Consider the following 24,361-nt stretch of genomic DNA (forward strand, 5'->3'; position numbering starts at 1 on the left):
CTCTTGGAGGCACCCGCCCCCGATCCCTGTCCGCCCCTCCGGTTCCCCGTCGCGGCGACGGAGCGTATATAGGGAGGGCGCTTTGGGGCTGCAACGCCCCCTCCCCGACCGATCTGGAGGTCAATCGTGGATCTTTTCGGCGAAGCTGCCCCGCCGCGGGACATTCGCGGGGTGATCGTGCACCCCGGCCTTCTGGACCACGCCGCACAGGAGGCGCTGGTTCGCGATGTAAGGACGCTCGTCGAGGCGGCACCGCTTTTCAGGCCCGAGACGCGGCGCGGGCAGAAGATGAGCGTGCGCATGACGTCGGCAGGATCCGTGGGCTGGGTCAGCGACAGGCGGGGCTATCGCTACGAGCCGCAACATCCCGCAGGCGTGCCCTGGCCCGCCATTCCCCGGTCCGTTCTCGCGATCTGGGACGAGGTGGCCGGCGTGGACCGCCAGCCGGACACCTGTCTCGTCAATTTCTACGATGCGGATGCGAAGATGGGGATGCACCAGGACCGGGACGAGGCGGATCTGCGCTGGCCCGTCGTCTCGGTCAGCCTCGGAGACGAGGCGCTGTTCCGCATCGGCAACGAGGAGCGCGGCGGCAGGACCCAGTCGCTTTGGCTGCGCTCGGGAGACGTGGCCGTGCTGGGCGGAGAGGGCCGGATGCTCCACCACGGGATCGACCGGATCCGGGCGGGCAGCTCGACCCTGCTGGCCGGGGGCGGACGGCTGAACCTGACGTTGCGGGTGGCCGGCGCCTAGGGCCTGAGCGTGCAGCAGCCGCGAAGATAGGCGTCTGCGCCCGGCATGGTCCCGATGAGAGCCGCGCGGATGCCGTACGCCCGGTCGCTCATGCCGTCCGAACATTCCTGCCGCTCCAGGAGGACGTCGAACCCCGCGCCCGGCCCACCGAACTCGAGGAGAGCCGCATCCCCCGCAGTCGCCTCGACGTGGCCGTGCAACGGCGTTTCGCGCTCCGGCACCGCGAAGACGGGCCTCTCGCCCAACGCCAGTGACCAGAACGGCTCCGTCCCCGAGCAGCGCTGCGGCATCGGGAATCCCTCTCCCTGTCCCGGCTGCCGCGCAAGATAGTCGAGCGACGCCCATCCCCGCGTCTCGGGAAGGGACACAAGGCCCCATCCGCCTGAGCGGCGCACGATCTCCACACCCGTCTCGTCCGGCGCAAGGGTGGCCACCAGGGGCGCGGACGCCTCGGGCCCCGCCCGCACGTTGAGAACATCGTCCGACGCGACGCCACTGACATCGTAGAGTGCCGGCAGGTCGCCCTGCGCGCTCGCCGCCGAAGCGACCAGCAGCATGAAGAGGGCCGCCGCGGCCCGCATCATCGTTTCGCCTGCCAGCTCAGCGAGGCGTTTCGCCGGGTGTAGAATTCACCCAGAAGGCCGATGAAGATGAGGATCAGGGACACGACGAGCGGATATGTCGTGTTCGAGTAATGCGGGTTGTAGTTGATGAAGACGAACCCGCGGGACTGGTCGATGATGTGGAAGATCGGGTTCCACGTGAACATCGCCAGCATGTATCCCGGCAGCTGGTTCGCCACGAACATCTTGCCCGATGCGATCATGTTGGCGCGGGAATAGATCGTCGTCATCAGTTTCACGAAGCCCGGAAACCAGGGCCGGATCGCGAGAAGCACCATCCCGACGGCGACGCCCGAGAACCACGCCAGAAGGACCATCGCCATGGCGCCGATCGGATCGTCGATCGTGATCGGGTTCATCGCGATGTGGTAGAAGCCGAGGACCACCGCCATCGACAGAACCTGGATGTAGAGCGAGGTCAGCGCCGCGGCGGAGATCGAGATCACCGTGTTCATGGGCGCGTGCTTCATCATCGGGGACGCCGGCCCTTCGGACGAGGCGACGGCGCTCATCGCCTTCGTGTGCGTCATGTAGAGGAAGATCCCGGACATGATGTAGAGCAGGAAATCGCCCCGGATCGCCGAGCTCTTCATGCCAAGGACGGTGAACATGAAGTAGAACGCACCGACGAAGATCACCGTCTGCATCACGTTCAGCGCAAGGCCGATGACGGCGTTGCCATGCTCCTTGCGAAGCGTGCGGACTATGGAGTGATAGGTCAGCTCCCACAGCACCAGGGCGGAGTGGAGCGCCGAGGGCGGCCGGTCCGAGGAGCTGTGCATCGTCATCTCGAGATCCCGTGGCGTCATGTCCGGCCGTCGCGCCCGGCACGAAGGGTGCGCCCCCTGGCACGAAATACGACCAATTCCTTGCCGTTCCTTTAGCCGTTGACGATAAGGAGCACACGCCCCTTGGGTCAACGAACGGATTGGAGAGCGCCTTGGATCATGACCGCCTCGTCACAGTGATGCGACGCCTCGCGCTTCAGGCTGGTGCCCGGATCATGGAGATCTACGCCGCGCCCGATTTCGAGGTGCGCTCCAAGTCGGATGCGAGCCCGGTCACCGAAGCGGACGAGGCGGCGGACGCGCTGATCTCCGCCGGCCTGACGGAGGCCTTCCCGGATACGCTGGTCGTGACCGAGGAGCAGGCCGAGAGCCACACCGAGAGCGCTGAGGCCTTCCTCATCGTCGATCCGCTCGACGGCACGAAGGAGTTCGTCCAGCGCCGCGGCGACTTCACGGTCAACATCGCCTATGTCGAGAACGGCGTTCCCGTGCGCGGCGTGGTCTACGCCCCGGCCCGGAAGCGCCTGTTCTACACGCTGGCTGATGGCAGCGCGGTCGAGGAGACGGGCGATCACGCTCTGGACAAGGCCGGTGAGACCAAGCCCCTTTCCGTCAAGGCGCCGGACAACGGCGCCCTCGTCGTCGTCGCATCCAAGTCCCACCGCGATGCGGCAACCGATGCCTATATCGGCAAGTTCTCGGTCGCGGACATGACGAGCGCCGGGTCTTCCCTCAAGTTCTGCCTCGTCGCTGCGGGGGAGGCGGACCTCTATCCCCGGCTCGGCCGCACCATGGAGTGGGACACGGCCGCGGGGGACGCGGTCCTGCGCGGCGCCGGCGGGGAGATGATCCGCTTCGAAGACCACGCCCCCTTCGCCTACGGCAAGCCCGGCTACGAGAACCCGTTCTTCATCGCCCATGCGCCCGGCGTCGATCTGCCGGCCCCGGGAGGTGCGGCGGAATGAGCGTCCTCGTCGTCATCCCCGCCCGCTACGCCTCCGAGCGCTATCCCGGAAAGCCGCTCGTGCCCCTGCGCGGCGCATCCGGCCGGCAGGCGACCCTCGTTCAGCGCACGTGGGAGGCCGCCCGCGGGATCGACGGCGTCTCCCGTGTCGTGGTCGCCACCGATGACGATCAGATCCGCGAGGCCGCCGAGGGATTCGGCGCCGAGGTGGTGATGACGAGTTCCGAGTGCCGCAACGGGACGGAGCGGTGCGCCGAAGCGTCCGATGCGCTCGGCGGCGGCTTCGAGATGGTGGTGAACCTCCAGGGGGATGCACCGCTGACCCCACGCTGGTTCATTCCCGAGACCATCGAAGGCCTGCGCGCCGCTCCGGATGCCGGTGCCGCGACCCCGGTGATCCGTTGCGATGCGGAAACGCTGAACGGGCTCAAGATGGACAGGCAGGCTGGCCGCGTCGGAGGAACCACCGCCATCTTCGACCGCGATCACCGCGCGCTCTACTTTTCCAAGGAAGTGATCCCCTACACCGCCGACACCGAGAAGGCCGCGGCGGTCTTTCATCATGTCGGTCTCTACGCCTACCGGCCCGAGGCACTCGCCGATTATCCCCGCTGGGACATCGGCCCGCTCGAGCGCACCGAGGGGCTGGAACAGCTCCGCTTCCTCGAAAACGGCCGCTCCATGAGCTGCGTCGAGGTGGAGACGCGGGGGCGCCAGTTCTGGGAACTGAACAACCCCTCCGACGTGACCCGCCTCGAGGAAATGATGGCCACGATGGGGATGGAGTGATCGCGGGTCCGCCCACACTCTCCGTCATCGTCGTCAGCCGTCAGAGGCCGGAGCACCTGCGCCTCTGCGTCGAGAGCCTCGCGCGGCAGACCCATGGCGCGCTCGAACTGGTCGTCGTCACCGACCCAGCGGGCGAGCCGTCGGTCGAGCATCTGCGCGGCCGGATCAAGCTCGCCCGGTTCGACGTCGCGAATATCTCGGAGGCCCGGAATACCGGTCTTGCCCTTGCCGCGGGCGAGGTGGTCGCCTTCATCGACGACGATGCTGTGGCCGAACCGCTCTGGGCCGAGCGCCTCGCCGCCCCCTTTGCCGATCCGCGCGTGAGCTGCGCCACCGGGCCCGTTCTGGGGCGGAACGGCATTTCCCCGCAATGGACGCCGGTCCGCGTGGGCCGGGACGGGATGGACCTGCCGCTCAAGGATGGTCTGCTCTTCGGTCCCGGCTCGGACGGCTCGGCGGTGAAGACGGTCGGCACCAACTGCGCCTTCCGCCGCGCGGATCTCGTCGCCATCGGAGGGTTCGACCCGGCCTTCCGCTACTATCTCGACGAGACGGACGTGAACCATCGGCTCGCCCGCCTGGGCGCCTACACCGCCATCGCGAAGGACGCCGTGGTGCATCACGCCGTCGCCGCGAACGCCACGCGCAAGCCAAGCCGCGCCCCGACGGACCTCGGCCCCGTCGGGGCCAGCGTCGCCGCGTTTCTCGCGCGGCACTGCGAGCCGAAGGAGCGGGAGGGCGCCCTCGCCGCGCACCGCGCCCTTCAGGAGAGCCGTCTGAAGGCACATGTCGCCGCGCGCCGACTGAGACGCCGGGATGTCGCCGCGCTTCTGGAGACGTTCGACCGGGGCGCGGCCGAACCGGCGGAGAGCCCCGCTCCCACGCTTCGCGCCAGCCGGATGAACGCCCCACCGCCATTCAGCCCGCTGCCGCCGACCCCCCAGTCCCATACCGTCCTCGCCGGACGCACGTGGCAGATCCGGGCACTGATGGCCAAGGCGAAGGAGGCGGCGAAGGCCGGCGGCACCGTGTCGCTCTACGTTTTCTCTCCCACGGGGCGACCGCATTCCGTGCGTTTCGTCCTGCCCGGGATCTGGCTGCAGCGCGGGGGCCTCTTCGGACGCTCCGACAGGGACACACCGCGGTTCCGCCTCGTCAGCTTCCCGGAGAGACTCTCCGCCGAGGTGGCCCGAACCGAGGCCGTGCGGGGGGCGCCGACATCGGCCGGGGATGCCGCATTGCGGCGCATTTCATTGAAATCGCAAGACACTGTCGGAACAAGGGCCTAGAATGGGGCATTGACCGGTCGCCGGTCGCACTGTCCGGCGCCGACCGAAACGAGGTACCAAAGCGAATGACACGTAAGATCAGCAAGGCGGTTCTCCCCGTCGCCGGACTTGGAACGCGATTCCTGCCGGCGACCAAGTCGATCCCGAAGGAGATCATGACCCTGGTCGACCGTCCCCTCATTCAATACGCGATCGACGAGGCCCGCGCCGCCGGCATCAAGGAATTCATCTTCGTCACGTCGCGCGGCAAATCGGCGCTCGAGGACTATTTCGACAACGCGCCGGAACTGGAAGCCGCACTTGCCGAGAAGGGCAAGACGGAGATCCAGGAGATCATGAAGGCCACCTACATGGAGAGCGGCCAGATCGCCTATGTCCGCCAGCACAAGGCCCTCGGTCTCGGTCACGCCGTCTGGTGCGCCCGCCGCATGATCGGCGACGAACCCTTCGCGGTCATTCTCCCCGATGACGTGATCGCCGCCGAGAAGCCCTGCCTCCAGCAGATGGTCGAGGCCCACGAGGAATGTGGCGGCGGCTCGATGGTCGCGGCGATGGAAGTCCCGATGGACAAGACCAGCTCCTACGGCATCCTCGACGTCGAACAGACGGATTCGGACGTGCTTCCCATCCGTCGCATGGTGGAGAAGCCGAAGGAGAACCCGCCCTCGAACCTCGCCGTCATCGGCCGCTATATCCTGACGCCGGACGTGTTGGAGACACTGCACAATCAGGACAAGGGTGCCGGCGGCGAGATCCAGCTGACGGACGCCATTGCGGCGGAGATCGATCACGGGCGGCCGGTCAACGGCTTCCGCTTCCGCGGCGAGCGGTTCGACTGCGGCTCGAAGGCCGGTTTCCTGCAGGCGACGGTCGCGTTCGGCCTCGCCCGCGACGAGCTGCGCGACGAGTTTTCGGAGTATCTGCGGGAAATCGTGGCCGTTCCCGAGCCGGCTCAGTAAGCTTCGGCATCAAGTGGCCCGGCCGTCGGTGGCCGGGCCGTCGGCGCACGGGCGAGCGAGGGGTGGTCGCGGATTGGGCAGGATACTCGTCACGGGCGGTGCCGGTTATGTGGGCGCCCATGCCTGCAAGGCGCTGTCCCGCGCCGGGCACACCCCCATCACCTTCGACAATTACAGTACCGGCTGGCGTGATGCGGTCAGGTTTGGCCCGGCCGAGGAGGGCGACCTCATGGATCGCGCCCGCCTGGACGAGGTCTTTGCCGCTCATGCGCCCGATGCCGTCATGCACTTCGCGGCGCTCAGCCAGGTCGGCGAATCGGTCAGGGAGCCGGGCCGCTACTGGCTGGAGAACGTCACGGGAGCGGTGAACCTCGCCGAAGCCGCCGTCGCCGCCGGATGCGGCCGGTTCATCTTCTCCTCCACCTGCGCGACGTATGGGGACCAGGACGGAGTCGTGCTGGACGAAGAGACGGCCCAGCGCCCCGAGAACCCCTACGGCGCCTCGAAGCGGGCCATCGAGGAGATCCTGCGGGATTTCGAGGCCGCCCACGGGCTGCGCCATGTCATCTTCCGCTACTTCAACGTCGCCGGCGCCGATCCCGAGGGCGAGGTGGGCGAGCAGCACGAGCCCGAGACGCATCTCATCCCGCTGATGCTGGACGCCATCGACGGCAGACGGGACGCGCTGACCGTCTTCGGCACCGATTACGACACGCCGGACGGCACCTGCATCCGAGACTACGTGCATGTCTGCGACCTCGCGGATGCGCATGTCCTCGGCTACGAGTGGCTGGACCGCGGGGGACAGAGCCGCGCCTTCAATCTCGGCACCGGCCACGGCTACTCCGTACGCGAAGTGATCGAGCACAGCCGCCGGGTCACCAATCGGTCCGTTCCCGTGGTGGAGGGCGAGCGGCGAGCGGGCGATGCCGTCCGCCTCGTTTCGGGCAGCGAGCGGGCGAAGGCGGAACTGGGATGGACCCCGGCGCGCTCCTCGCTCGACCGGATGATCGAGGATGCGTGGCACTGGCACCAGACGGGCCGCTTTGAGCGCTGAGCCCGCCGCGCGCTGTCTCGATCTCAGCCGCCTCGTGAGCCGGCTCGGTCAGGGCCCCTGGACGGGGGTGGACCGGGTCGAGGCCGCCTATCTCGCGCGGCTGATGCGGGAACCTGTTCCGCTCTGGTCGCTGGTGCGGATGCGTTTCGGGTATGCGCTGCTGGCGCCGGAGGGCACTCATGAGCTTGCGGGGCGGCTCTTCGGCGGACCTTGGGGCCGTGCCGACCTCGCCGCGCGCCTCACCCCCGGACTGAGCGCGGAGGCGGCGCGCGCGGAAGCCGACCTGCGCCGTCTCGCGCGGCGCGTGCTGCCGAGGCCAAGCCTCGCACGGACCCTTCGGAAGCACCTCCCGGCAGGCACCTCTTACGTGAATGTCGGTCATTCGAACCTCACCGCCCGCGTCCTGATCGCGTGGCGCAGCGTGCCGGACGCCCGGATCTCGGTGATGATCCACGACACGATCCCCCTCGATCTCCCCGAAGCGCAGCGGGACGGGAGCCCGGAGAGATTCGCGGCGATGCTGAGCCGGGTCGGCAGTGTGGCGGATCTCGCGATCTACAATTCAGCCGCCACACGGGACGATGCCGAGCGACATTTCGCGAAAGCAGGCCGCGTGCCGCCCGGCCTCGTCGCCCATCTGGGCGTGCCCCGGCCCGAGGTGCCCCGGGCCATGCCCCCCCTGCCGCCGGATCTCGCGGAGCGTCCCTTCTTCCTCTGCCTCGGCACCATCGAGCCGCGCAAGAACCACGCGCTGCTCCTCGACGTCTGGGAGAGCCTGCCAAGCCCCCGCCCGATCCTCGTCATCGCCGGCCGGCGCGGCTGGAAGAACGCGGACGTCTTCGCCCGCCTGGACCGGGCCGGCGCGGATGTGCTGGAATTGCCGGGCCTGCCCGACAGCGCGGTCACATGGCTGATGGCCCACGCGTGCGCGCTTCTCTTTCCGAGCCGCGCCGAGGGGTTCGGCCTCCCCGCCCTTGAAGCCGCGGCGCTCGGAACGCCCGTGATCGCGTCCGACCTGCCCGTCTTCCGGGAGCTTCTCGGCGACTACCCGAGCTACCTTCCCCTCACCGATCCCAATCGCTGGGCCGCTGAGGTCTCGAAAGTGACGATGCCCGGTCACAGGCGCGATCCGATTGTCCCGCCGTCCTGGCAGGAGCATTTCAACGCGGTCTTAAGCGTGGTGTAATACAAGACCGTGTCTTGATCCGCCCGGCAGGGGAGCTCGCTTGAGCGCACTCGACTCATACCGAATGCGTCTGAAGCGCAAGAAGTACCGCATCCGCGCCTTCCGGAAGCGCCGCGAGCTGAAGGTCGTGGCGGACCGTACGGGTGCGATCAAACGCGGGCACCTGCTTGCCTTCACCACGCTCCGGAACGAGCGCGTCCGCCTGCCCTACTTCCTCGACTATTACCGCAAGGCCGGCGTTCGCCACTTCTTCATGGTGGACAACGCATCGGATGACGGCTCCCGCGAGTACCTCGCGGATCAAGAGGACGTCTCCCTCTGGACGACGGAGGCAAGCTACCGTCGCGCCCGCTTCGGGGTGGATTGGCTCAACTGGCTCGCGCTGCGCCATGCCCACGGCCACTGGGCGCTCACCGTCGATGTGGACGAGTTCCTCGTCTACCCGTTCTGCGACACGCGGCCGATCAATGCGCTGACGGACTGGCTGGACGGAAGCGGTCTGCGCTCCTTCTCCGCCATGCTGCTCGACATGTACCCCAAGGGCCCGATCGACGCACAGACCTATGCGGAGGGGCAGGATCCGTTCGAGATTGCCTCGTGGTTCGACAGCGGCAATTACATGATCAGTCGCAACGACCGCTTCCAGAACCTCTGGATCCAGGGCGGGCCCCGCGCGCGGGCCTTCTTCGCGGACGCGCCCACGAACGCCCCCTCGCTGAACAAGATCCCGCTGGTGAAGTGGGATCGTGCCTACTGCTATGTCAATTCCACGCACATGCTCCTGCCGCGGGGGCTCAATCTCACCTATGACGAGGAGGGCGGGGAGAAGACCTGCGGCGCCCTCCTCCATGCCAAGTTCCTGAACACCTTCATCGACAAGACGGAGGAGGAAATCACCCGCCGGGAGCATTTCGCGGGGAGCCGGGAATACCTTGCCTATCACGCCGTCCTGAAGGAGCAGCCCGACCTCTGGACGAAGTGGAGCGAGCAGTACATCAACTGGCGGCAGCTCGAGATCCTGGGTCTCATCTCCAAGGGCAACTGGGCATGACCGTTGGTTTCATCCTTCTGGTTCACACTGCGCTGGACCGGGCGGCGCAGGTCGCTCGGCACTGGGCGCTGAGCGGCTGCCCCGTGGTGATCCATGCCGACCGGAAGGTGACGCGCAGCGCATATGCCAAGCTCCAGCGCCGGGTGAAGGGGATGGACAACGTCCGCTTCGTGACGCCGCGCCGCCATTGTGCCTGGGGCACGTGGGGCATCGTCGGCGCGACGCTGTCCGCGGCGGAGACGATGCTGGCGGAGTATCCGGACGTCCGTCACGTCTACCTCGCGTCGGGCTCCTGCCTGCCGCTCCGGCCGGTGCAGGAGCTGGAAGCCTATCTCGCGGAGCGCCCCCGAACCGACTTCATCGAGAGCGTCACCATCGAGGACGTCGCCTGGTCCAAGGGCGGATTCGAGCGGGAGAGATTCACGCTGCGGTTCCCCTTCTCATGGAAAAGCCACCGGGAGCTCTTCGACCGCTGGGTTGCCATCCAGCGGCGGTTCAAGCTTCACCGTGCGATCCCCGATCCCATCGTGCCGCATCTCGGCTCGCAATGGTGGTGCCTGTCCCGGGCGACACTGACCGCCATCCTCGAGGACCCGAACCGCGAGCGGTACGACAGGTACTTCCGGCGCGTCTGGATCCCGGACGAAAGCTATTTCCAGAGCCTCGTGCGGCTGCATTCGACCTCCGTGGAAAGCCGGTCCCTGACGCTGTCCAAGTTCGACTCGCAGGGCAAGCCTTACGTCTTCTACGACGATCACCTGCAGCTTCTGCGCCGCTCCGACTGTTTCATGGCGCGGAAGATCTGGCCCCACGCGGATCGGCTCTACTCGGCCTTCCTGTCGAACGACCCGAACGTCACCAAGAATGCAGAGCCGCGCCCCGGCCGCATCGACCGGATGTTCGCCAATGCCGGAGAACGGCGGGTCCTGGGGCGGCCGGGGCTCTACATGCAGGGCCGCTTTCCCCGCAACGACCGGGAGAACGGTCGGACGGCCGGTCCCTATTCCGTCTTCGAGGGGTTCGGCGAGCTCTTCGTCGATTTCGACACCTGGCTTGCGCGTGTCACCGGCCATCGCGTCCACAAGCATCTCTATGCGCCGGAACGCGCCGAGCTGGCCGGCGGGGAGCAGGTCTACAACGGCGCGCTCACGGACAGCGCGGCGCTCAGGGACTACAACCCCTGCGCCTTCCTGACGAACCTGATCTGGACGACACGGGGGGAGCGGCAGTGCTTCATGTTCGGGCCGCGGGACAACCAGTTCCCGGCCGGTTTCATGGCCGCCGACCCCAACGCGCAGATCTCGGTGATCGCGGGAGCCTGGGCCATCCCGCTCCACCGCTCCGGCCTCCCGCGCGAGCTGATGCGCAAGGAGGCCGCCCGTCTCCAGCGGATCGAGGCCGGGCACCTGGAGCTTCTGCGCGCGCGATGGGTCAAGGCGCGCGTGCGGATCTGGACGCTGGCCGATTTCGTCGAGGCGCCGATGGAGAAGCTGCAGGACGTCCTCGACGAGATCGTCCCCCTGCAGGGCCGCCGCATGACCGAAGTCCCCCGCATGGCGGATCTCGGCGGCTTCGGTCGCTTCCTGCAGGATCTCAAGAACGATGGTATGAACCTCCACCTCCCCGGGGATTTCCCCGCGGACGACTTTCCGGAAGGCCCGCCGCGCACCATGCCCTATCTCGTGAAGCAGGCCGAATGAGCGCCGCCTTCGACAGCTTCGTGTTGTTCGCGGAAATGCGGACGGGCTCGAACCACCTCGAGGAGAGCCTGAACGCGATCGAGGGCGTGCGCTGTCACGGGGAGGCCTTCAATCCCTACTTCATCGGGCAGGAGGGCAAGACCGAGCTCTTCGGCCTCACGCTTCAGGAGCGGGAGGACGATCCGGGCGAACTGCTGGCGCGGATGCGGGCCGAAACGGACGGGCTGCCCGGCTTCCGCTACTTCCATGACCACGATCCGCGCATCCTGGACGGCATCCTCGCCGACCGCGCCTGCGCGAAGGTGATTCTGACCCGAAATCCGCTCGACAGCTACATCTCGAAGCGCATCGCCGCCGCCACGGGGCAATGGCGGCTGACCGACGTGAAGGACCGCAAGGATGCCCGGGCCGTCTTCGTGCCGGAGGAGTTCGAGGCGCACCTCCATCGGATCCAGTCCTTCCAGCTGCGCCTCCAGCGCGCGCTCCAGATCAGTGGACAGACCGCCTTTCATATCGCCTACGAGGATATCGGGGACGTCGAGGTACTGAACGGACTCGCGGCCTTCCTCGGCGTTCCGGGGCGGCTCGAGAAGGTGCCGGGCCGGCTCAAGCGGCAGAATCCGGAGCCGCATTCCCAGAAGGTGCGCAATTTCGCGGAGATGCAGACGGCGCTCGACGGGCTGGACCGGTTCGGCCTGACGCGTACGCCGAACCTAGAACCCCGCCGCGGCCCGGCCGTGCCGACCTATGTCGCGGCCACCACGGCGCCGCTTCTCTTCATGCCGATGAAGGGCGGGCGCACGGAGGCGATCGAGGGATGGCTCGCGGCGCTCGACGGGGCCGAGCCGGGCGCTCTCCTGCGCGACTTCACCCAGAAGAGCCTGCGGCAGTGGAAGAACCGCTCAAGCGGGGCGCGTGCGTTCACCGTGCTGTCGCACCCGGTCCGCCGGCTCCATTCCGTCTTTCGCCGCTACATCCTGGATGACGGGCCGGGCGCCTTTCTGGAGATCCGCGGCGCGCTCAGGAGCACCTATCGCCTGCCGATCCCCGAGACGGCGCCGGGGCACGACTGGGATCCGGAGACGCACCGCGAGGCGTTCCTGGGGTTCCTGCGCTTTGTGAAGGGCAATCTGGCGGGACAGACGAGCCTGCGCACGGACCCCGCCTGGTCCACACAGGCCGCGACGCTTCAGGGCATGTCGGATTTTCTTCTGCCGGATATTGTGATCCGGGACGATCAGGCCGCGCTCGGTCTCGCCCAACTCTGCCAGCAGATAGGGCGCGCCCGGATGCCCCCCGCGCCGGACCTGACGACCGAGGCCGGGGACGGACCGCGCCTGTCCGACATTCTGGATGCGGACATCGACGCGGCCGCGAGGGACGCCCATGCGCGGGACTACATGGCCTTCGGATTCGGAGCGCTGCGGCCCTGAATTCAGGCCGCGCGGGTGTTCTGGCGCTCGGTGAGGACGGCGTGCAGCGTGAGCGGGTCGTTGTTGGCCCGGAGCTTTGCACAGATGGCACTGTCCCGCATCGTACGGGACACCGCGGCCAGCGCCTTGAGGTGGTCGATCCCGGAATCGTTCGGCGCGAACAACGCGAAGACGAGGTCGACAGGCTGGCGATCCACCGACCCGAACGCCATCGGGCGATCGAGCCGCATGAACACGCCGGTGACCGACGAGATGCAGTTCAGTCGTGCGTGGGGGAGCGCGATCCCCTGGCCGACGCCGGTCGGCCCGAGGGATTCGCGCTCCTGAAGGGCATTCATCGCCTCCGCCGTGCGGATGCCGTAGGCGCTTTCGGCGACCTCGGCGATCCGCTGGAAGAGACGCTTCTTGCTCGTGGCTTCGGACAGGGCCCGAACCGCCTCGGGCTTCAGGATGCTGACAAGTTCCATATGCCTCCAAAAACGGGGGGCCGCTGGTAAGCGGGCCTACCTTCCGTTGCTGCGCGGGTCGATCCAGCCGACATTTCCGTCGTCGCGCCGGTATACCACATTAACGCCGTTATGAGTCTCGTGCCGGAACACCAGGAGCTGACTGCCCGACAATTCCATCTGCATGACCGCTTCGCCGACGGACAGCGTCGGCACCTTGGTTTCCATCTCCGCGACGATGATGGGCTGGAGCGTATCGGGCTCCTGCTCGTCGTCCTCTGCCGTGGCGGCGAGGATATACGAAGGTGCTCCGAAGGATTCAACCGGCTGCTTGCGCTCGCGGCCATGGTCTTTCAGCCTGCGCTTATACCGCCTCAGTTGCTTCTCGAGCTTCTCGCGGCATTGGTCGAACGAGGCGTAGATCTCGGTGGCGTTGGCCTTGGCCGTGGCCGTCATCCCCGTCGAGAGGTGGACGGTCGACTCGCAGGAATACTCGAAGCCCGTCTTCGAGAAGATCACCGCGGCATCCGTGGGACGACCCGCATACTTGCCGACAGCCTCGTCAAGTTCTGTCTGCACGTGAGTTTGCAGCGCCTCACCGATGTCGATTTGCCGACCGCTGATCTGGTAACGCATAGGACCTCCGCATTCTTCAGGGGCGCCGGCCGGCGCCTGCCCGCGGCAAGCGCAAGTCCGACCTCTGTATGGTAACTTCCGAGGCGGCCCGATCAATCCCACCCGAGGCCTGACGTCTGTGTGATCAGCCGATCCTGAAGCCCTGGCCGAGGTAGACGCGGCGCACGTTCTCGTCCGCGACCACCTCGTCCGCCGAGCCGCTCATCAGGACGGTCCCGTCGTGGAGGATGTAGGCGCGATCCACGATCCCGAGGGTTTCACGCACGTTGTGATCGGTGATGAGAACGCCGATGCCCCGCCCGGTCAGCTCGGTGACCAGCGCGCGAATATCGCCGACGGAAATCGGATCGACGCCAGCGAACGGCTCGTCGAGAAGAAGATACTTTGGGTTGGCGGCCAGGCAGCGGGCGATCTCCACCCTCCGCCGCTCCCCGCCCGAAAGCGACAGCGCCGAGGCGCGGCGCAGATGCGCGATGCCGAACTCGGAGAGCAGGTCTTCCAGCCGTTCCTTGCGCTTCAGCCGGTCCCGCTCCCCGATCTCGAGGATGGCGGAAATATTGTCCTGCACGCTCATGCCGCGGAAGATCGAGACCTCCTGCGGCAGGTAGCCGATCCCGTAGCGCGCGCGACGGTACATCGGCAGCGTGGTCACGTCCCGCCCGTCGATCTCCACGAGCCCGCTTTCGGGCGTGACGAGGCCGGCGATGGAGTAGAAACACGTCGTCTTGCCGGAGCCGTTCGGCCCCAAGAGCGCCACCACCTCGCCCCGCCGAAGCTCCAGCGACACGTCCCGGATGACCGGGCGCTTGCGGTAGCTCTTGCACAGGGAGACGACCCGCAGGCCGCCGGCGCCGTCTGTCACGGTGAGGCTCACTGGGCGGCCGGCTCCGCGGCCTCGTCCTGCGGCTGGAAGACGACGCGGACATTGCCCTCCATCACGCCCTGCCCGTCATCGAGACCGACGGTCAGCTTCTCCCCGGCCAGGGCGTTCTGCCCCTGCGTGAGAAGCACGTCGCCCGTCATCACGACCTGCCCCGAGCCAACGGTGTAGACGGCTTCCTGCCCCTCGGCGGCCTCGCCACCGCTTGTCAGGGTGACGCCGCCGGTGGCGTGGAGCCGGTCTATCCCGCCGGTGGAATTTCCGTCGGCATCCGTCGCGTAGGTCACATCCACACGCGGGGCGGTCAAGCGCATGTCGCCCTGGCCGACGATGACGTTGCCCGAAAAGACGGCGGTCCCCGCGGCCTGATCGAGCTGCAGTTCTTCGGCCGTCACCTCGACAGGCTGATCGCCGTCCTGCGGTGTGCCGAACGCGATGCCGGTGCCCTGCGCATGGAGCGGGCCCGCGATGAGAACGGCCAGAGCCGCGGCGATGCGTAGGATCTTCATTGCGGGTCGCTCCCTTGTTCTGCCGGCAGATATACCAGCCGCACCCCCTCGTTGAAAACCACGACCACGTTTCCGGTCCCGGTTTCGCTGGCTGTCATGCGTCCGGCGGTGAGTGTTCCGGCCGGCCCGTCCGCCTCCACCGGGCCGAGCGTGTCCAGACTGATCTGGCCGAGCGTACTGCGTAGCCGCCCTGACCGCACGACGTAACCATCCGCCGTCGTCACGACGACATTGCCCGCGAGATCGACGGTTTCCGCCTCGGTGTCGATCACCCCGCCATCGGAGCTCAAACCGATCTGACCGCCATTCGTCTCGAACGCTCCCGTCAGCATGCGCGCATCGAAGATGCCGGGACCGGCCGCGGAAGGGCGCGCCGTCTCCGCCGTCAGGCTCACGTCCCGGCCCTCCTCGGTCGTTCCCGAATAGGAGGGGCGGCCCAGCCGCTGCTCCCGTGCCAGCTCGTCGATATCAACGTCCGCGAAGGGGATCGCGGTGCGTTCGCCCCGCCCCGGCAACAAAAAGAGTGAGGACAGGAGCGCCAGCGCCGCCAGCGGCAGGATGACCTTCGCCCAGGCCACGAAGCGGGAATAGGGATTGTCCGCGCGGGGCATTCTCAGATCAGCCCGGCCCGGAGGCAGTCATGGATATGGAGAAGGCCGAGGGGCCTGGACGGCATCTCGCCGTCCACCACGAAGAGGCAGGTGATCCGGCGGCGCTGCATCTCCGCCAGCGCCTCTTCGGCCAGCGCTTCGGGGCGGATCGTGCGGGGGCCGGGCGTCATGACCTGACCTGCATTCAGCTCCAGAAGGCCGCCCATGTGCCGGCGGAGGTCCCCGTCCGTGACGATCCCGGACAGGCGCCCGTCGCCGTCCGTGACGCCGGCGACACCGAACGCCTTCTGCGACATGATGATCAGGACTTCGCCCATCGCCGTGTACTCGGCGACGAGCGGCAGCTGGTCCCGCCCGTGCATCAGATCCTCCACCTTGGCGAGCCGCCGGCCGAGTTTTCCGCCGGGATGAAAGTCTCGAAACCGTTCCGGCGTGAACGCCCGCTGCTCCATCAGCGCGACGGCGAGCGCATCGCCGAGCGCGAGCATCATCGTGGTGGTTGTGGTCGGCACGATACCCCGCCCGCAGGCCTCGGCGGCCTCAGGCAGCACCAGCGCGATATCCGAGCGCGTCATGAGGGTGCTGCCCGGAACGCTGCTGATGGAGATCAGCGGAATGCCGAAGCGGCGGGTATAGGCGATCATGTCGGCAAGCTCGGTCGTCTCGCCGGAATTGGACAGAAGGAGCGCGACGTCCCCCTCCTTGATCATGCCGAGGTCGCCGTGGCTGGCCTCGCCCGGATGCACGTAGTGCGCGGGTGTGCCGGTCGAGGCGAGGGTGGCCGCGATCTTCCGGCCGATATGTCCCGACTTGCCCATTCCGGAGACGATCACCCGCCCGGTTGCGGCGAGGATGGTCCGGATCGTCTCCGCGAAGGATGCGCCGAGCGCGCCCGACAGGGCCGTCAGCGCGGCGCTCTCCGTGTCGACGACCCTTCGGCCCGTCTCGATCAGGGCATCGTCGCCACCTGTGACCGAAGCGTTGTTCTGCGCGTCGCCCTCTGTCATCTCAGTGAGTAAAGATGTCCTGATCCGGCCATCCGGCCAGATCGAGCCGCGCGCGCGTCGGCAGGAATTCGAAGCAGGCCTCCGCGATCTCCATCCGCCCCTCGCGCCGGAGCCGCTCGCTCAGCACGTCTTTCAGGCGGTGGAGATAGAGCACGTCCGATGCGGCATAGGATTGCTGCGCCTCGGACAGATCCGGCGCGCCCCAGTCGGAGCTCTGTTGCTGCTTGGAGATGTCCACGCCGAGGAGTTCGTGGGTCAGGGACTTCAGTCCGTGGCGATCGGTGTAGGTGCGAACCAGCTTCGAGGCGATCTTCGTGCACCAGACCGGGGCGGCGAGCGCTCCGAAGGCATGGTACATGGCGGCGATGTCGAACCGGCCGTAGTGGAACAGCTTCAGGCGGGCCGGATCGCTCAGAAGGCGCGCAAGGTTCGGCGCAGCGCCCTGCCCCCTTTCGATCTGCACAAGATGCGCATCCCCATCGCCGGCGGAGAGTTGCACGAGGCAGAGACGATCGCGCAGGGGATTGAGCCCCATCGTCTCGCAATCGATCGCGACCGATGCGCCGAGATCCAGCCCGTCCGGCAGATCCGCCTTGTGAAGATGTATGCTCATGCCGCCCCCGGTCCGACCCTGGCCTTTAGAGCAGCATCTATGGACTGACCCCTCGACTGTCCACCGAAGGCGTCCCGGCGAGATCAGGCGCCCTTGCGCCCGAGCACCACCCGTATCGTCTTGAAGAGAAGGCGCGTATCGAGGGCAAAGGAGGCGTTGCGGATATAGTACAAGTCCGCCGCGGCCTTGGCGCGCGTCGCGTCCACCCCTTCGGCATATCCAAGCTCGACCTGTGCGTAGCCGCTGATTCCCGGCCGGACCCTGTGACGCTCGCGGTAGCCCGGCACCGACCGCGCGAACACCTTGGCGTGGGAGAAATAGTCCGGACGCGGCCCGATCAGACTCATCTGCCCGGCCAGGACATTCAGCACCTGCGGGAGCTCATCGAGGCGGCTGCGGCGCAGGACGTGTCCCAAGGGCATGATTCGATCGATCTCGACGGGATCCTCGACGGAGCGGGAGATCCGCTCCGCCGGCCGCATGGACCGAAACTTGATGGCCCAGAACGCGCGGCAGTCCTGGCCCATGCGCACCTGCCGGTAGAACAGCGGTCCGGGATTGAGAAAAGGGTTCACGATCAGGAGAGCGACGCCCAACACGATCATCGGAACGAGCAGAAGGAGCGAGACCCCGACGTCGAACAGCCTCTTGGACGCCCAGAAGGTGGACGACCCCCCCACCTGATCAGGCGGGCGGGCGCATGAAAATGCAATATTCTCATGGTGTTGAATTGTTTGCATCCATTTCCCCCCACGGGAAGTCCGTCCGCGGTGACCCTAGGTTGATACACCTGCAACGTGCAAGAGCACGTGCGGATACTCTCTCATTTCAACCTGTCGAAATTGTGACCTTGCAGCCCCCCTTGGTTGAGGCCGCGAACAAAACACGATCTATTCTATCCAAGTTAATTAACGCCGTGGCGCGGGGTGAGTTGCGCCGGACAATAACCGCCCGCATAGGTTGAAGCATGCGCGCATACATCTTTGACGGAACAAGATTTGATCCATAACAACTTGTCCAAGATCCCCCATGACGAGCCCCTGCGGGATGCGCGCAGCCGGGATCTGCCCCACCAAGCGCAACCCGGCGCAGCTTCGGAAGAGGACGACGAGATCGACCTGCTCGCCCTTGCAGGCACGCTCTGGCGCGGTCGCCTGTGGATCGCGCTCGCGGTTGCGCTCGGCATCCTGCTCGCCGGATACTACGCCTACTTCCAGACCACCTCCGTCTACAGCGCGAGCACGACTGTCGCCCTCCAGCGCGAGCAGCCGCAGGTCGTGGATTTTCAGAGCGTGGTGTCCGGGGTCTCGACCGACAGCGCCTCGATGAACACCGAGATCGAGATCATGCGCTCGGCGCAACTGCTGACCCGGGTCGCCGACGCTCTCGATCTGCCGCAATATCCCGAATTCGCGCCCCGCCTCCGGGAAGAGCCGACGTTCAGTCTCGGCAAGGCCGTGCAGTGGGTGCGCGAGCTTTTTGGAGACGCAAACGATGCCGTGGTCGCGCCCCCTAACCGGGACAGCCAGCTCCTGACTGCGGCAAACATCCTGCGGAGCAAGATCGACATCTCGCTCCTGCGATCGAGCTACGTCTTCCGCATTCAGGCGACGAGCGAGGACCGCGAGCTCGCCGCCCGCCTCGCGAACACGCTGGCCGAGTTCTACATCCGCGATCAACTCACCCTCAAACAAGAGGCGACCGAGGAGGCGACGGACTGGCTCTCGACACGGGTTTCGGAACTCAAGATCGAGCTGGAGCAGGCCGTGGCGGCGGTGAACACGTTCCGCGCCCAGACCAATCTTGCCAGCACGGAAGCCCTGACGGGCCTCAATGCGCAGGCTCGGGATCTTCGCAGCCGGATCACCGCCGCGCGCGCAGAGGTCGAGAGTGCCGCGGCGCGCCTCGCCGCGCTCGACGCGGCCTCGGGCGATCCCGCCGCCTTCGCGGACCTCGCCGCCGATCCGACATTGTCGCGCATCGCCGCCACGGGCGAGGCGGATGGCGATCTGTTCGAAACACGAGCGACCACCGTCCTCGAACGCGCCGAAGCCGAGCTTGCCCGCGCGGAGGCCCAGCTCGGTACGTTGGAGCGCTCCGCCGCGCAGGTGGACAGTCAGATCTCCGACCAGTCCGGTGACCTCGTTCAGCTCCAGCAGCTTGAGCGCGAGGCCGAGGCAAGCCGGCTGATCTACGAGCACTTCCTGTCGCGGCTGAAGGAAACGTCGGTCCAGCAGGGCATTCAACAGGCGGATGTCCGGCTTCTTTCCGCTGCGAATGTTCCGGGACGCCCGTCGGCCCCCAATCGGTCGCGGATCATCGTTCTGGGGGCGATCCTGGGACTGATGATCGGGGCCGGTCTCATCCTGCTGCGAGAGATGTTGCAGAACACATTCCGCACCACGGAGGATCTGCACACCAAAACGGGCTATGCCGTCATGGGTACGCTGCCGCGCCTCGCCGCGAAAAATCGACGTGCGGTGCTGGACTATGTCTCGTCCAAACCCAACTCCGCGCTGGCCGAAGCCGTGCGCAACCTCAGGACCTCGCTTCTGCTGTCCAACGTGGACAATCCGCCGAAGACGGTGATGCTGACCTCCTCGACGCCGGGCGAAGGCAAGACCACCGCCTCAATCCTGCTGGCGCAGAATCTCGCCGATCTCGGCAAGCGCGTTCTCCTGATCGAAGGGGATCTCCGGCGCCGCGTCTTCGCCGAGTATTTCGACATCAAGGGGGCGAAGGGCATCGTCTCCATCCTGTCGGGAGAGGCGTGCTTCGAGGAAACCGTGGTGCGGGACAAGGACACGGGTGTCGATCTTCTGATCGCCGAGCGGCCGAACGTGAACGCGGCGGACCTTTACGCATCGGATCGATTCGCCGGGTTCATCCGCGAATGCGAGGCTGCCTACGACTACGTCATCATCGATACGCCCCCCGTCCTCGCCGTGCCCGATGCGCGCGTGATCGGGCGCATCTGCGATGCGGCGCTCTACGTCGTGCTCTGGGACGTCACGAAGCAGAAACAGGTGTCGCAGGGCCTCGACCTGCTGCGATCCGTCGGCGTTCCGATCGCCGGAACCATCCTCTCCCGCGTCGATCCCAAGGGGATGAAGCGCTACGGGTACGAGGGATACGGGTACGGTTACGGCAAGGCCTACGCGGGCTATTACGAGAACTGACGCCCAGCCGAGGCGCTCAGGAACCGGACGCGGCCGCCGGGCGAGATCGCGGCGGCGGTCAACCGTCCCGAAAAGTAGGCTCCGGTATCCGCAGGGATGACGCCGTTCGCCGCCGCTGGCAGTTCGACAGGCACGTGGCCATGCAGAACCCATATGCCGTCCGGCCGCGGCACCACGCCGAAGTCCGGGTGGCCCCAGAGAAGCGTCCGCGGCTCCTGCGTGCTCGCGGGTAGGGCCGGATCCGCTGCGGCATGCACCGCAAGGACGTTGCCCGATTGCCAGGACAGCGGCAGGTCCGACAGCCAGCTCAGGAGGCCCGCCTCCCCCAGGGTCTCCGACAGGCGAACCGCCGCGTCTCCGGCGTCGCGCTCCGCCCCGCCGCCGAGGCCCACGCCGAAACTGGCAAGCGTCTGCAGCCCTCCATTGGCGAGCCAGCGCGGCCCACGGCCCTCGGGATCGGCGAGGAAATCGAGCAGCATCTGCTCGTGATTGCCGCGCAGCGCGATGACGTTCTCCGGATCGGCCCGCACCCGGCGGTGAATGATCTCCAGGACCTCCCGGCTGCTATCGCCGCGGTCGATATAATCGCCGAGGAACAGGAGCACCGGCGGAGGGCCGGACAGGGACTCGGCATCCGCATCGATCGTCTCCAGCAACTGCTCCAGAAGCCGGGAACAGCCGTGCAAATCGCCGACTGCATAAATATCGCGCTCGGGCGCCGGCGGGCCGCCTTCGAAGGGAAGGACTGCGGCCTGGCGTTTTCGTCGAACCTTGCGCAGGATCCTGCCGATCAGATGTCTCATCCGGGCTCCGTGGTCTCGAGGTGATGCAAGAACGCAATTCGACCCGGTAGAGGTCCGAATTCAGGTGCTGCCGGCTTGGTGACGCGACGCGATCGGGGTTACAACCAGAGCGTTCAGACAGCCGGCGAATGGGCCGGGCCAAACGGAGGACAGATCCGGCATGATGGCAGCGATCGGTACGAGGCGAGCCGGGCGAAAGGTACTGGCCACGTCGGCCGCGCTTCTGGCCCTCCTGGCACCCGTGGCCACGCTCGGGCAGTACATGACCGGTGAGACCGATATCCGCCTCGCCGCCGGAGCGCTGCCGCCCGCGCCTCCTCCGCCGACGCTCTCCTTCTACGGCACGCCCGGCCTGATCGACATGCCGACGGCGGAGGCCCTGCCGGACGGGCAACTCGCCTTCTCCACCGCGTATTTCGCCGGCTCCACCCGCAATACGCTGACGTTCCAGATCTTTCCCAGGCTTGCCGGCGCGTTTCGCTACTCGATCATCGAGAACGAGAACGCCGGCGGAGGGACGCTCTACGACCGCAGCCTCGACCTTGCCTTCCAACTCGTCGAGGAAGACCGGCGCCTGCCCGGCATCGCCATCGGATTGCGGGACATCGGTGGAACGAGCGTGCTGTCGAGCGAGTATATCGCCGCGACCAAGCACCTCTCCCCGAAGGTCGCCATCACCGCCGGTCTCGGCTGGGGGCGGCTCGGCACCTACGACGGGTTCGACAACCCGCTCGGCGTGCTCGATGACGGTTTCGATGTGCGCGAGACCGAGCGGGACGATCCCGGCGGGCAGCTCTCTGGGAACTACTTCCAGGGCGATGCGGCGATCTTCGGCGGCGTCGAGTGGCGGCCGACGGACCGGCTCAGCCTAGTCGCCGAATACTCGACCGACGACTACGCCTACGAGACCGGCCGAGGCCTTTTCGAGCGCGAGTCGCCCTTCAATTTCGGCGCCAAGTACAAGGTGAACGACAGCATCACGCTGGGAGGCTACGCGCTCTACGGCACCGAAATCGGCATCACCGCGAGCATTTCCTTCAATCCGAAGACGCCGCCGAACGGCTTTGCCGCCGGCGCGCCGCTTCCGGTGTTGCGCCGCGCCCCCGGCGCCGAGCCCCTGCGCGTGACCCCCGCCGTGTCGACCGCCCTGCGGGACGTCGTCGTCACGGCGCTGGACGCCTACGGACTGGGCCTCGATGCGCTCGAAATCTCCGGCCGGCGCGCCACCCTGCGGATGTACAACACCACGTACGAATCGGCGCCGATGGCCGTGGGGCGTGCGGCCCGCGTCCTCACCGCGGTGATGCCCCCGCAGGTGGACACGTTCGTCATCGTGCCGATCGTCAACGGCATTCCGGCGAGCGCCGTCACCCTCCGCCGCGGGGATCTCGAGGATCTGGAATACGCCCCCGACAACGCGTGGACCATCTACGCCCGGTCCCGCCTGACCGGCGGCGCCGCGGAAGGCAAACTGCCGCCCGCCGCTTACCCCGACGACCTCTATCCGAAGCTCGATTTCGGCATTTCCCCCTATCTTCAGCCCGCGCTCTTCGATCCGGACGATCCGTTCCGCGCCGATGTCGGCCTGAGGTTCACCGCCTCCTACGAGCCGTCGCCGGGCCTCGTCCTGTCCGGTTCGCTCAAGAAAAGGCTCCTCGGCAACCGGGACGAGGCGGACAGGGACGATCCTTCCGAGTTGCCCGTCGTCCGGTCCGACATCGCCCGCTACGCCCAGGAAGGCGATCCGGCGCTGGAGTATCTGACCGGGGAGTACTTCTTCCGTCCCGGCCAGGACTATTACGGTCGCGTCACGGTGGGCCTTCTGGAGCGGATGTACGGCGGCGTCTCCGGGGAGGTCCTGTGGAAGCCGGTGGACAGCCGCCTCGGACTGGGCGTCGAGCTGAACTACGCCCGGAAGCGGGACTACGACATCCTGTTCGACTTCCAGGACTACGAGACGGCCACGGGTCATGCCTCCGCCTACTACGATTTCGGCGGCGGCTATCTCGGCCAGATCGATGCCGGGCGTTACCTCGCCGGGGACTGGGGCGCGACCTTCTCGCTCGACCGGGAGTTCGACAACGGGGCCCGGGTCGGCGCGTTCTTCACCCGTACGGACGTCTCCGCCGAGGAGTTCGGCGAGGGTTCGTTCGACAAGGGCATCCGCGTGTCGATCCCACTCAACTACCTCACTGGCCAGCCCGACCGGTCCTCCATCGGCACATCGCTGCGGCTCGTGCAGCGAGATGGCGGTCAGCGACTGAACGTGCGCAACAGGCTCTACGGGGCGGTTCGCGATTATCACCGCCCGGAATACGAAGACCGCTCGGGAGCCTTCTGGAAATGAGATCGCTCGCCCTCTGCCTCGCCCTGACCCTGCTGACCGGCTGCGACCGCGTCCGCGAAGCGATCCCTCTTTTCGGCGGCGCTGCGCCCGAACCCCTGCCGCCGATCACGGCGGCGGAACTCGCCGCGCTCCCCGGCCCGCTGATCCGGGTGGACCTGCCGGTCACCGGCGCGTCGGCCCGGCTCGGCCTTGCCGCGACGAACGGGCCGCACCGTACCTATATCAGCCCCGACCAGATCGGCCTTGTCCTCCGTGAGGGCACGCTCGTCGCCACGCGCGGCTTTTCCTACGACCTGATGTTCGCCGATAACGAGGAGACGCGCGTCGCCCTGCGCAATGGTGGCGGCTCCGCACTGGTCCGCGTCCACCGCACGCTGGACGGGGAGCGCCACGAGGTCATCTCGTCATTCGTCTGCGACCTTCGTCCCGCGGGGACGGACACGCTGGCCATCGCCGGCCAGTCCGTCCGCACGCAACTTTTACGCGAATCATGCACCGGACCGGAGGCGAATTTCGTCAACACGTACTGGATCGCCCCCGGCGGAACGCTCCGCAAGAGCATCGAATGGGTCGGACCGGAGACTGGATATGCGGAAATAACGCATCTGAGACCCTGACAAGGCGCGGAATTCCGCGAGAGCCCCGTTTCTTCGTGGTGTATTCCCTGCGGAACTGATACCTTTGGTTGTAATTGGATCACCATGGGGCAATAGCGCCCCACCTTCCAGAATGGAGGCA

Annotated in this window: 24 protein-coding genes; 13 read left to right on the forward strand and 11 right to left on the reverse strand. The window is 67.0% G+C overall.

All coding sequences use genetic code 11. The annotated features are described in order from the left end of the window. Positions 1-126 precede the first annotated feature (126 nt). On the forward strand, positions 127-753 hold the full coding sequence (locus DQG15_RS14230; RefSeq protein ID WP_116086230.1) for an alpha-ketoglutarate-dependent dioxygenase AlkB: 627 nt from the start codon (positions 127-129) through the stop codon (positions 751-753). On the opposite strand, the gene DQG15_RS14235 is transcribed toward DQG15_RS14230, so the two are convergent. Together DQG15_RS14235 and DQG15_RS14240 are read right to left on the reverse strand one after the other, a co-directional pair. Beyond that, a complete protein-coding gene (locus DQG15_RS14235) occupies positions 750-1,337 on the reverse strand; it encodes a COG3650 family protein (RefSeq protein WP_116086232.1) in 588 nt (195 codons plus the stop codon). The genes DQG15_RS14230 and DQG15_RS14235 overlap by 4 nt on opposite strands. After that, positions 1,334-2,158, reverse strand: coding sequence for an ABC transporter permease (locus DQG15_RS14240; RefSeq protein WP_116086392.1), 825 nt, complete (start codon positions 2,156-2,158; stop codon positions 1,334-1,336). Before DQG15_RS14240 ends, DQG15_RS14235 begins: the two co-directional genes overlap by 4 nt. 158 nt (positions 2,159-2,316) lie before the next feature. On the opposite strand from DQG15_RS14240, the gene cysQ reads away from it, so the two are divergent. The 9 genes from cysQ (at position 2,317) to DQG15_RS14285 (ending at position 12,592) form a co-directional block, all read left to right on the forward strand. Continuing rightward, complete coding sequence (gene cysQ, locus DQG15_RS14245) at positions 2,317-3,129, forward strand: 3'(2'),5'-bisphosphate nucleotidase CysQ (protein ID WP_116086394.1); 813 nt, start codon at positions 2,317-2,319, stop codon at positions 3,127-3,129. After that, positions 3,126-3,917, forward strand: coding sequence for a 3-deoxy-manno-octulosonate cytidylyltransferase (locus DQG15_RS14250; RefSeq protein WP_116086234.1), 792 nt, complete (start codon positions 3,126-3,128; stop codon positions 3,915-3,917). The genes cysQ and DQG15_RS14250 overlap by 4 nt, the downstream gene beginning before the upstream one ends. Further along, positions 3,914-5,206: a glycosyltransferase family 2 protein gene (locus tag DQG15_RS14255; RefSeq protein WP_157969006.1), complete on the forward strand. Its 1,293-nt coding sequence runs from the start codon at positions 3,914-3,916 to the stop codon at positions 5,204-5,206. The genes DQG15_RS14250 and DQG15_RS14255 overlap by 4 nt, the downstream gene beginning before the upstream one ends. Before the next feature lie 65 nt (positions 5,207-5,271). Further along, positions 5,272-6,165 (forward strand): UTP--glucose-1-phosphate uridylyltransferase, encoded by an 894-nt coding sequence (locus DQG15_RS14260; protein ID WP_116086236.1) that lies wholly within the window; start codon positions 5,272-5,274, stop codon positions 6,163-6,165. Between the two features lie 73 nt (positions 6,166-6,238). Beyond that, positions 6,239-7,222 carry a UDP-glucose 4-epimerase GalE gene (gene galE, locus DQG15_RS14265; protein ID WP_116086238.1) on the forward strand — a complete coding sequence of 328 codons (984 nt, stop codon included), beginning with the start codon at positions 6,239-6,241 and terminating at the stop codon, positions 7,220-7,222. Further along, entirely contained in the window at positions 7,212-8,408 is a 1,197-nt protein-coding gene (locus tag DQG15_RS14270) for a glycosyltransferase family 1 protein (protein ID WP_232830857.1), read from the forward strand. The genes galE and DQG15_RS14270 overlap by 11 nt, the downstream gene beginning before the upstream one ends. Before the next feature lie 64 nt (positions 8,409-8,472). Next, the gene (locus tag DQG15_RS14275) at positions 8,473-9,459 is read left to right on the forward strand and encodes a glycosyltransferase family 2 protein (RefSeq protein WP_198665160.1); all 987 of its coding nucleotides are present in this window, start codon (positions 8,473-8,475) and stop codon (positions 9,457-9,459) included. Beyond that, positions 9,456-11,159: a beta-1,6-N-acetylglucosaminyltransferase gene (locus DQG15_RS14280; protein WP_116086242.1), complete on the forward strand. Its 1,704-nt coding sequence runs from the start codon at positions 9,456-9,458 to the stop codon at positions 11,157-11,159. The genes DQG15_RS14275 and DQG15_RS14280 overlap by 4 nt, the downstream gene beginning before the upstream one ends. Further along, positions 11,156-12,592 (forward strand): nodulation protein NodH, encoded by a 1,437-nt coding sequence (locus DQG15_RS14285; protein ID WP_116086244.1) that lies wholly within the window; start codon positions 11,156-11,158, stop codon positions 12,590-12,592. Before DQG15_RS14280 ends, DQG15_RS14285 begins: the two co-directional genes overlap by 4 nt. A 2-nt stretch (positions 12,593-12,594) precedes the next feature. Here the strand turns inward: DQG15_RS14285 and DQG15_RS14290 are convergent, their stop codons facing one another. From DQG15_RS14290 to DQG15_RS14325, 8 genes are all read right to left on the reverse strand, one after another. Beyond that, on the reverse strand, positions 12,595-13,059 hold the full coding sequence (locus DQG15_RS14290; protein ID WP_116086246.1) for a PTS sugar transporter subunit IIA: 465 nt from the start codon (positions 13,057-13,059) through the stop codon (positions 12,595-12,597). 36 nt (positions 13,060-13,095) lie between these two features. Continuing rightward, positions 13,096-13,674, reverse strand: a complete 579-nt coding sequence (gene hpf / locus DQG15_RS14295; RefSeq protein WP_116086248.1) for a ribosome hibernation-promoting factor, HPF/YfiA family — start codon at positions 13,672-13,674, stop codon at positions 13,096-13,098. Between the two features lie 124 nt (positions 13,675-13,798). Then, positions 13,799-14,548, reverse strand: a complete 750-nt coding sequence (gene lptB / locus DQG15_RS14300) for an LPS export ABC transporter ATP-binding protein (protein WP_116086250.1) — start codon at positions 14,546-14,548, stop codon at positions 13,799-13,801. Continuing rightward, positions 14,545-15,063, reverse strand: coding sequence for a lipopolysaccharide transport periplasmic protein LptA (gene lptA, locus DQG15_RS14305; protein ID WP_116086252.1), 519 nt, complete (start codon positions 15,061-15,063; stop codon positions 14,545-14,547). The genes lptB and lptA overlap by 4 nt, the downstream gene beginning before the upstream one ends. Next, entirely contained in the window at positions 15,060-15,674 is a 615-nt protein-coding gene (locus DQG15_RS14310; RefSeq protein WP_116086254.1) for a hypothetical protein, read from the reverse strand. The genes lptA and DQG15_RS14310 overlap by 4 nt, the downstream gene beginning before the upstream one ends. 2 nt (positions 15,675-15,676) lie before the next feature. After that, positions 15,677-16,681 carry an SIS domain-containing protein gene (locus DQG15_RS14315; protein ID WP_116086256.1) on the reverse strand — a complete coding sequence of 335 codons (1,005 nt, stop codon included), beginning with the start codon at positions 16,679-16,681 and terminating at the stop codon, positions 15,677-15,679. 1 nt (position 16,682) lies between these two features. Further along, a complete protein-coding gene (locus DQG15_RS14320; RefSeq protein ID WP_116086258.1) occupies positions 16,683-17,294 on the reverse strand; it encodes a ribonuclease D in 612 nt (203 codons plus the stop codon). An 83-nt stretch (positions 17,295-17,377) separates the two neighbouring features. Next, positions 17,378-17,974: a sugar transferase gene (locus DQG15_RS14325; protein WP_232830858.1), complete on the reverse strand. Its 597-nt coding sequence runs from the start codon at positions 17,972-17,974 to the stop codon at positions 17,378-17,380. A gap of 333 nt (positions 17,975-18,307) precedes the next feature. Here DQG15_RS14325 and DQG15_RS14330 point away from each other — a divergent pair, with 333 nt between their 5' ends. Continuing rightward, positions 18,308-20,473 carry a polysaccharide biosynthesis tyrosine autokinase gene (locus DQG15_RS14330; RefSeq protein ID WP_232830859.1) on the forward strand — a complete coding sequence of 722 codons (2,166 nt, stop codon included), beginning with the start codon at positions 18,308-18,310 and terminating at the stop codon, positions 20,471-20,473. On the opposite strand, the gene DQG15_RS14335 is transcribed toward DQG15_RS14330, so the two are convergent. Next, on the reverse strand, positions 20,461-21,276 hold the full coding sequence (locus DQG15_RS14335; RefSeq protein WP_116086262.1) for a serine/threonine protein phosphatase: 816 nt from the start codon (positions 21,274-21,276) through the stop codon (positions 20,461-20,463). The genes DQG15_RS14330 and DQG15_RS14335 overlap by 13 nt on opposite strands. A 160-nt stretch (positions 21,277-21,436) precedes the next feature. Between DQG15_RS14335 and DQG15_RS14340 the strand changes: the two genes are divergently transcribed. Then, on the forward strand, positions 21,437-23,623 hold the full coding sequence (locus DQG15_RS14340; protein ID WP_116086264.1) for a YjbH domain-containing protein: 2,187 nt from the start codon (positions 21,437-21,439) through the stop codon (positions 23,621-23,623). After that, entirely contained in the window at positions 23,620-24,240 is a 621-nt protein-coding gene (locus DQG15_RS14345) for a YjbF family lipoprotein (protein WP_116086266.1), read from the forward strand. The genes DQG15_RS14340 and DQG15_RS14345 overlap by 4 nt, the downstream gene beginning before the upstream one ends. Positions 24,241-24,361 lie beyond the last annotated feature (121 nt).

The organism is Tropicimonas sp. IMCC34011 (assembly GCF_003390865.1).
Taxonomy (GTDB): domain Bacteria; phylum Pseudomonadota; class Alphaproteobacteria; order Rhodobacterales; family Rhodobacteraceae; genus Tropicimonas_B.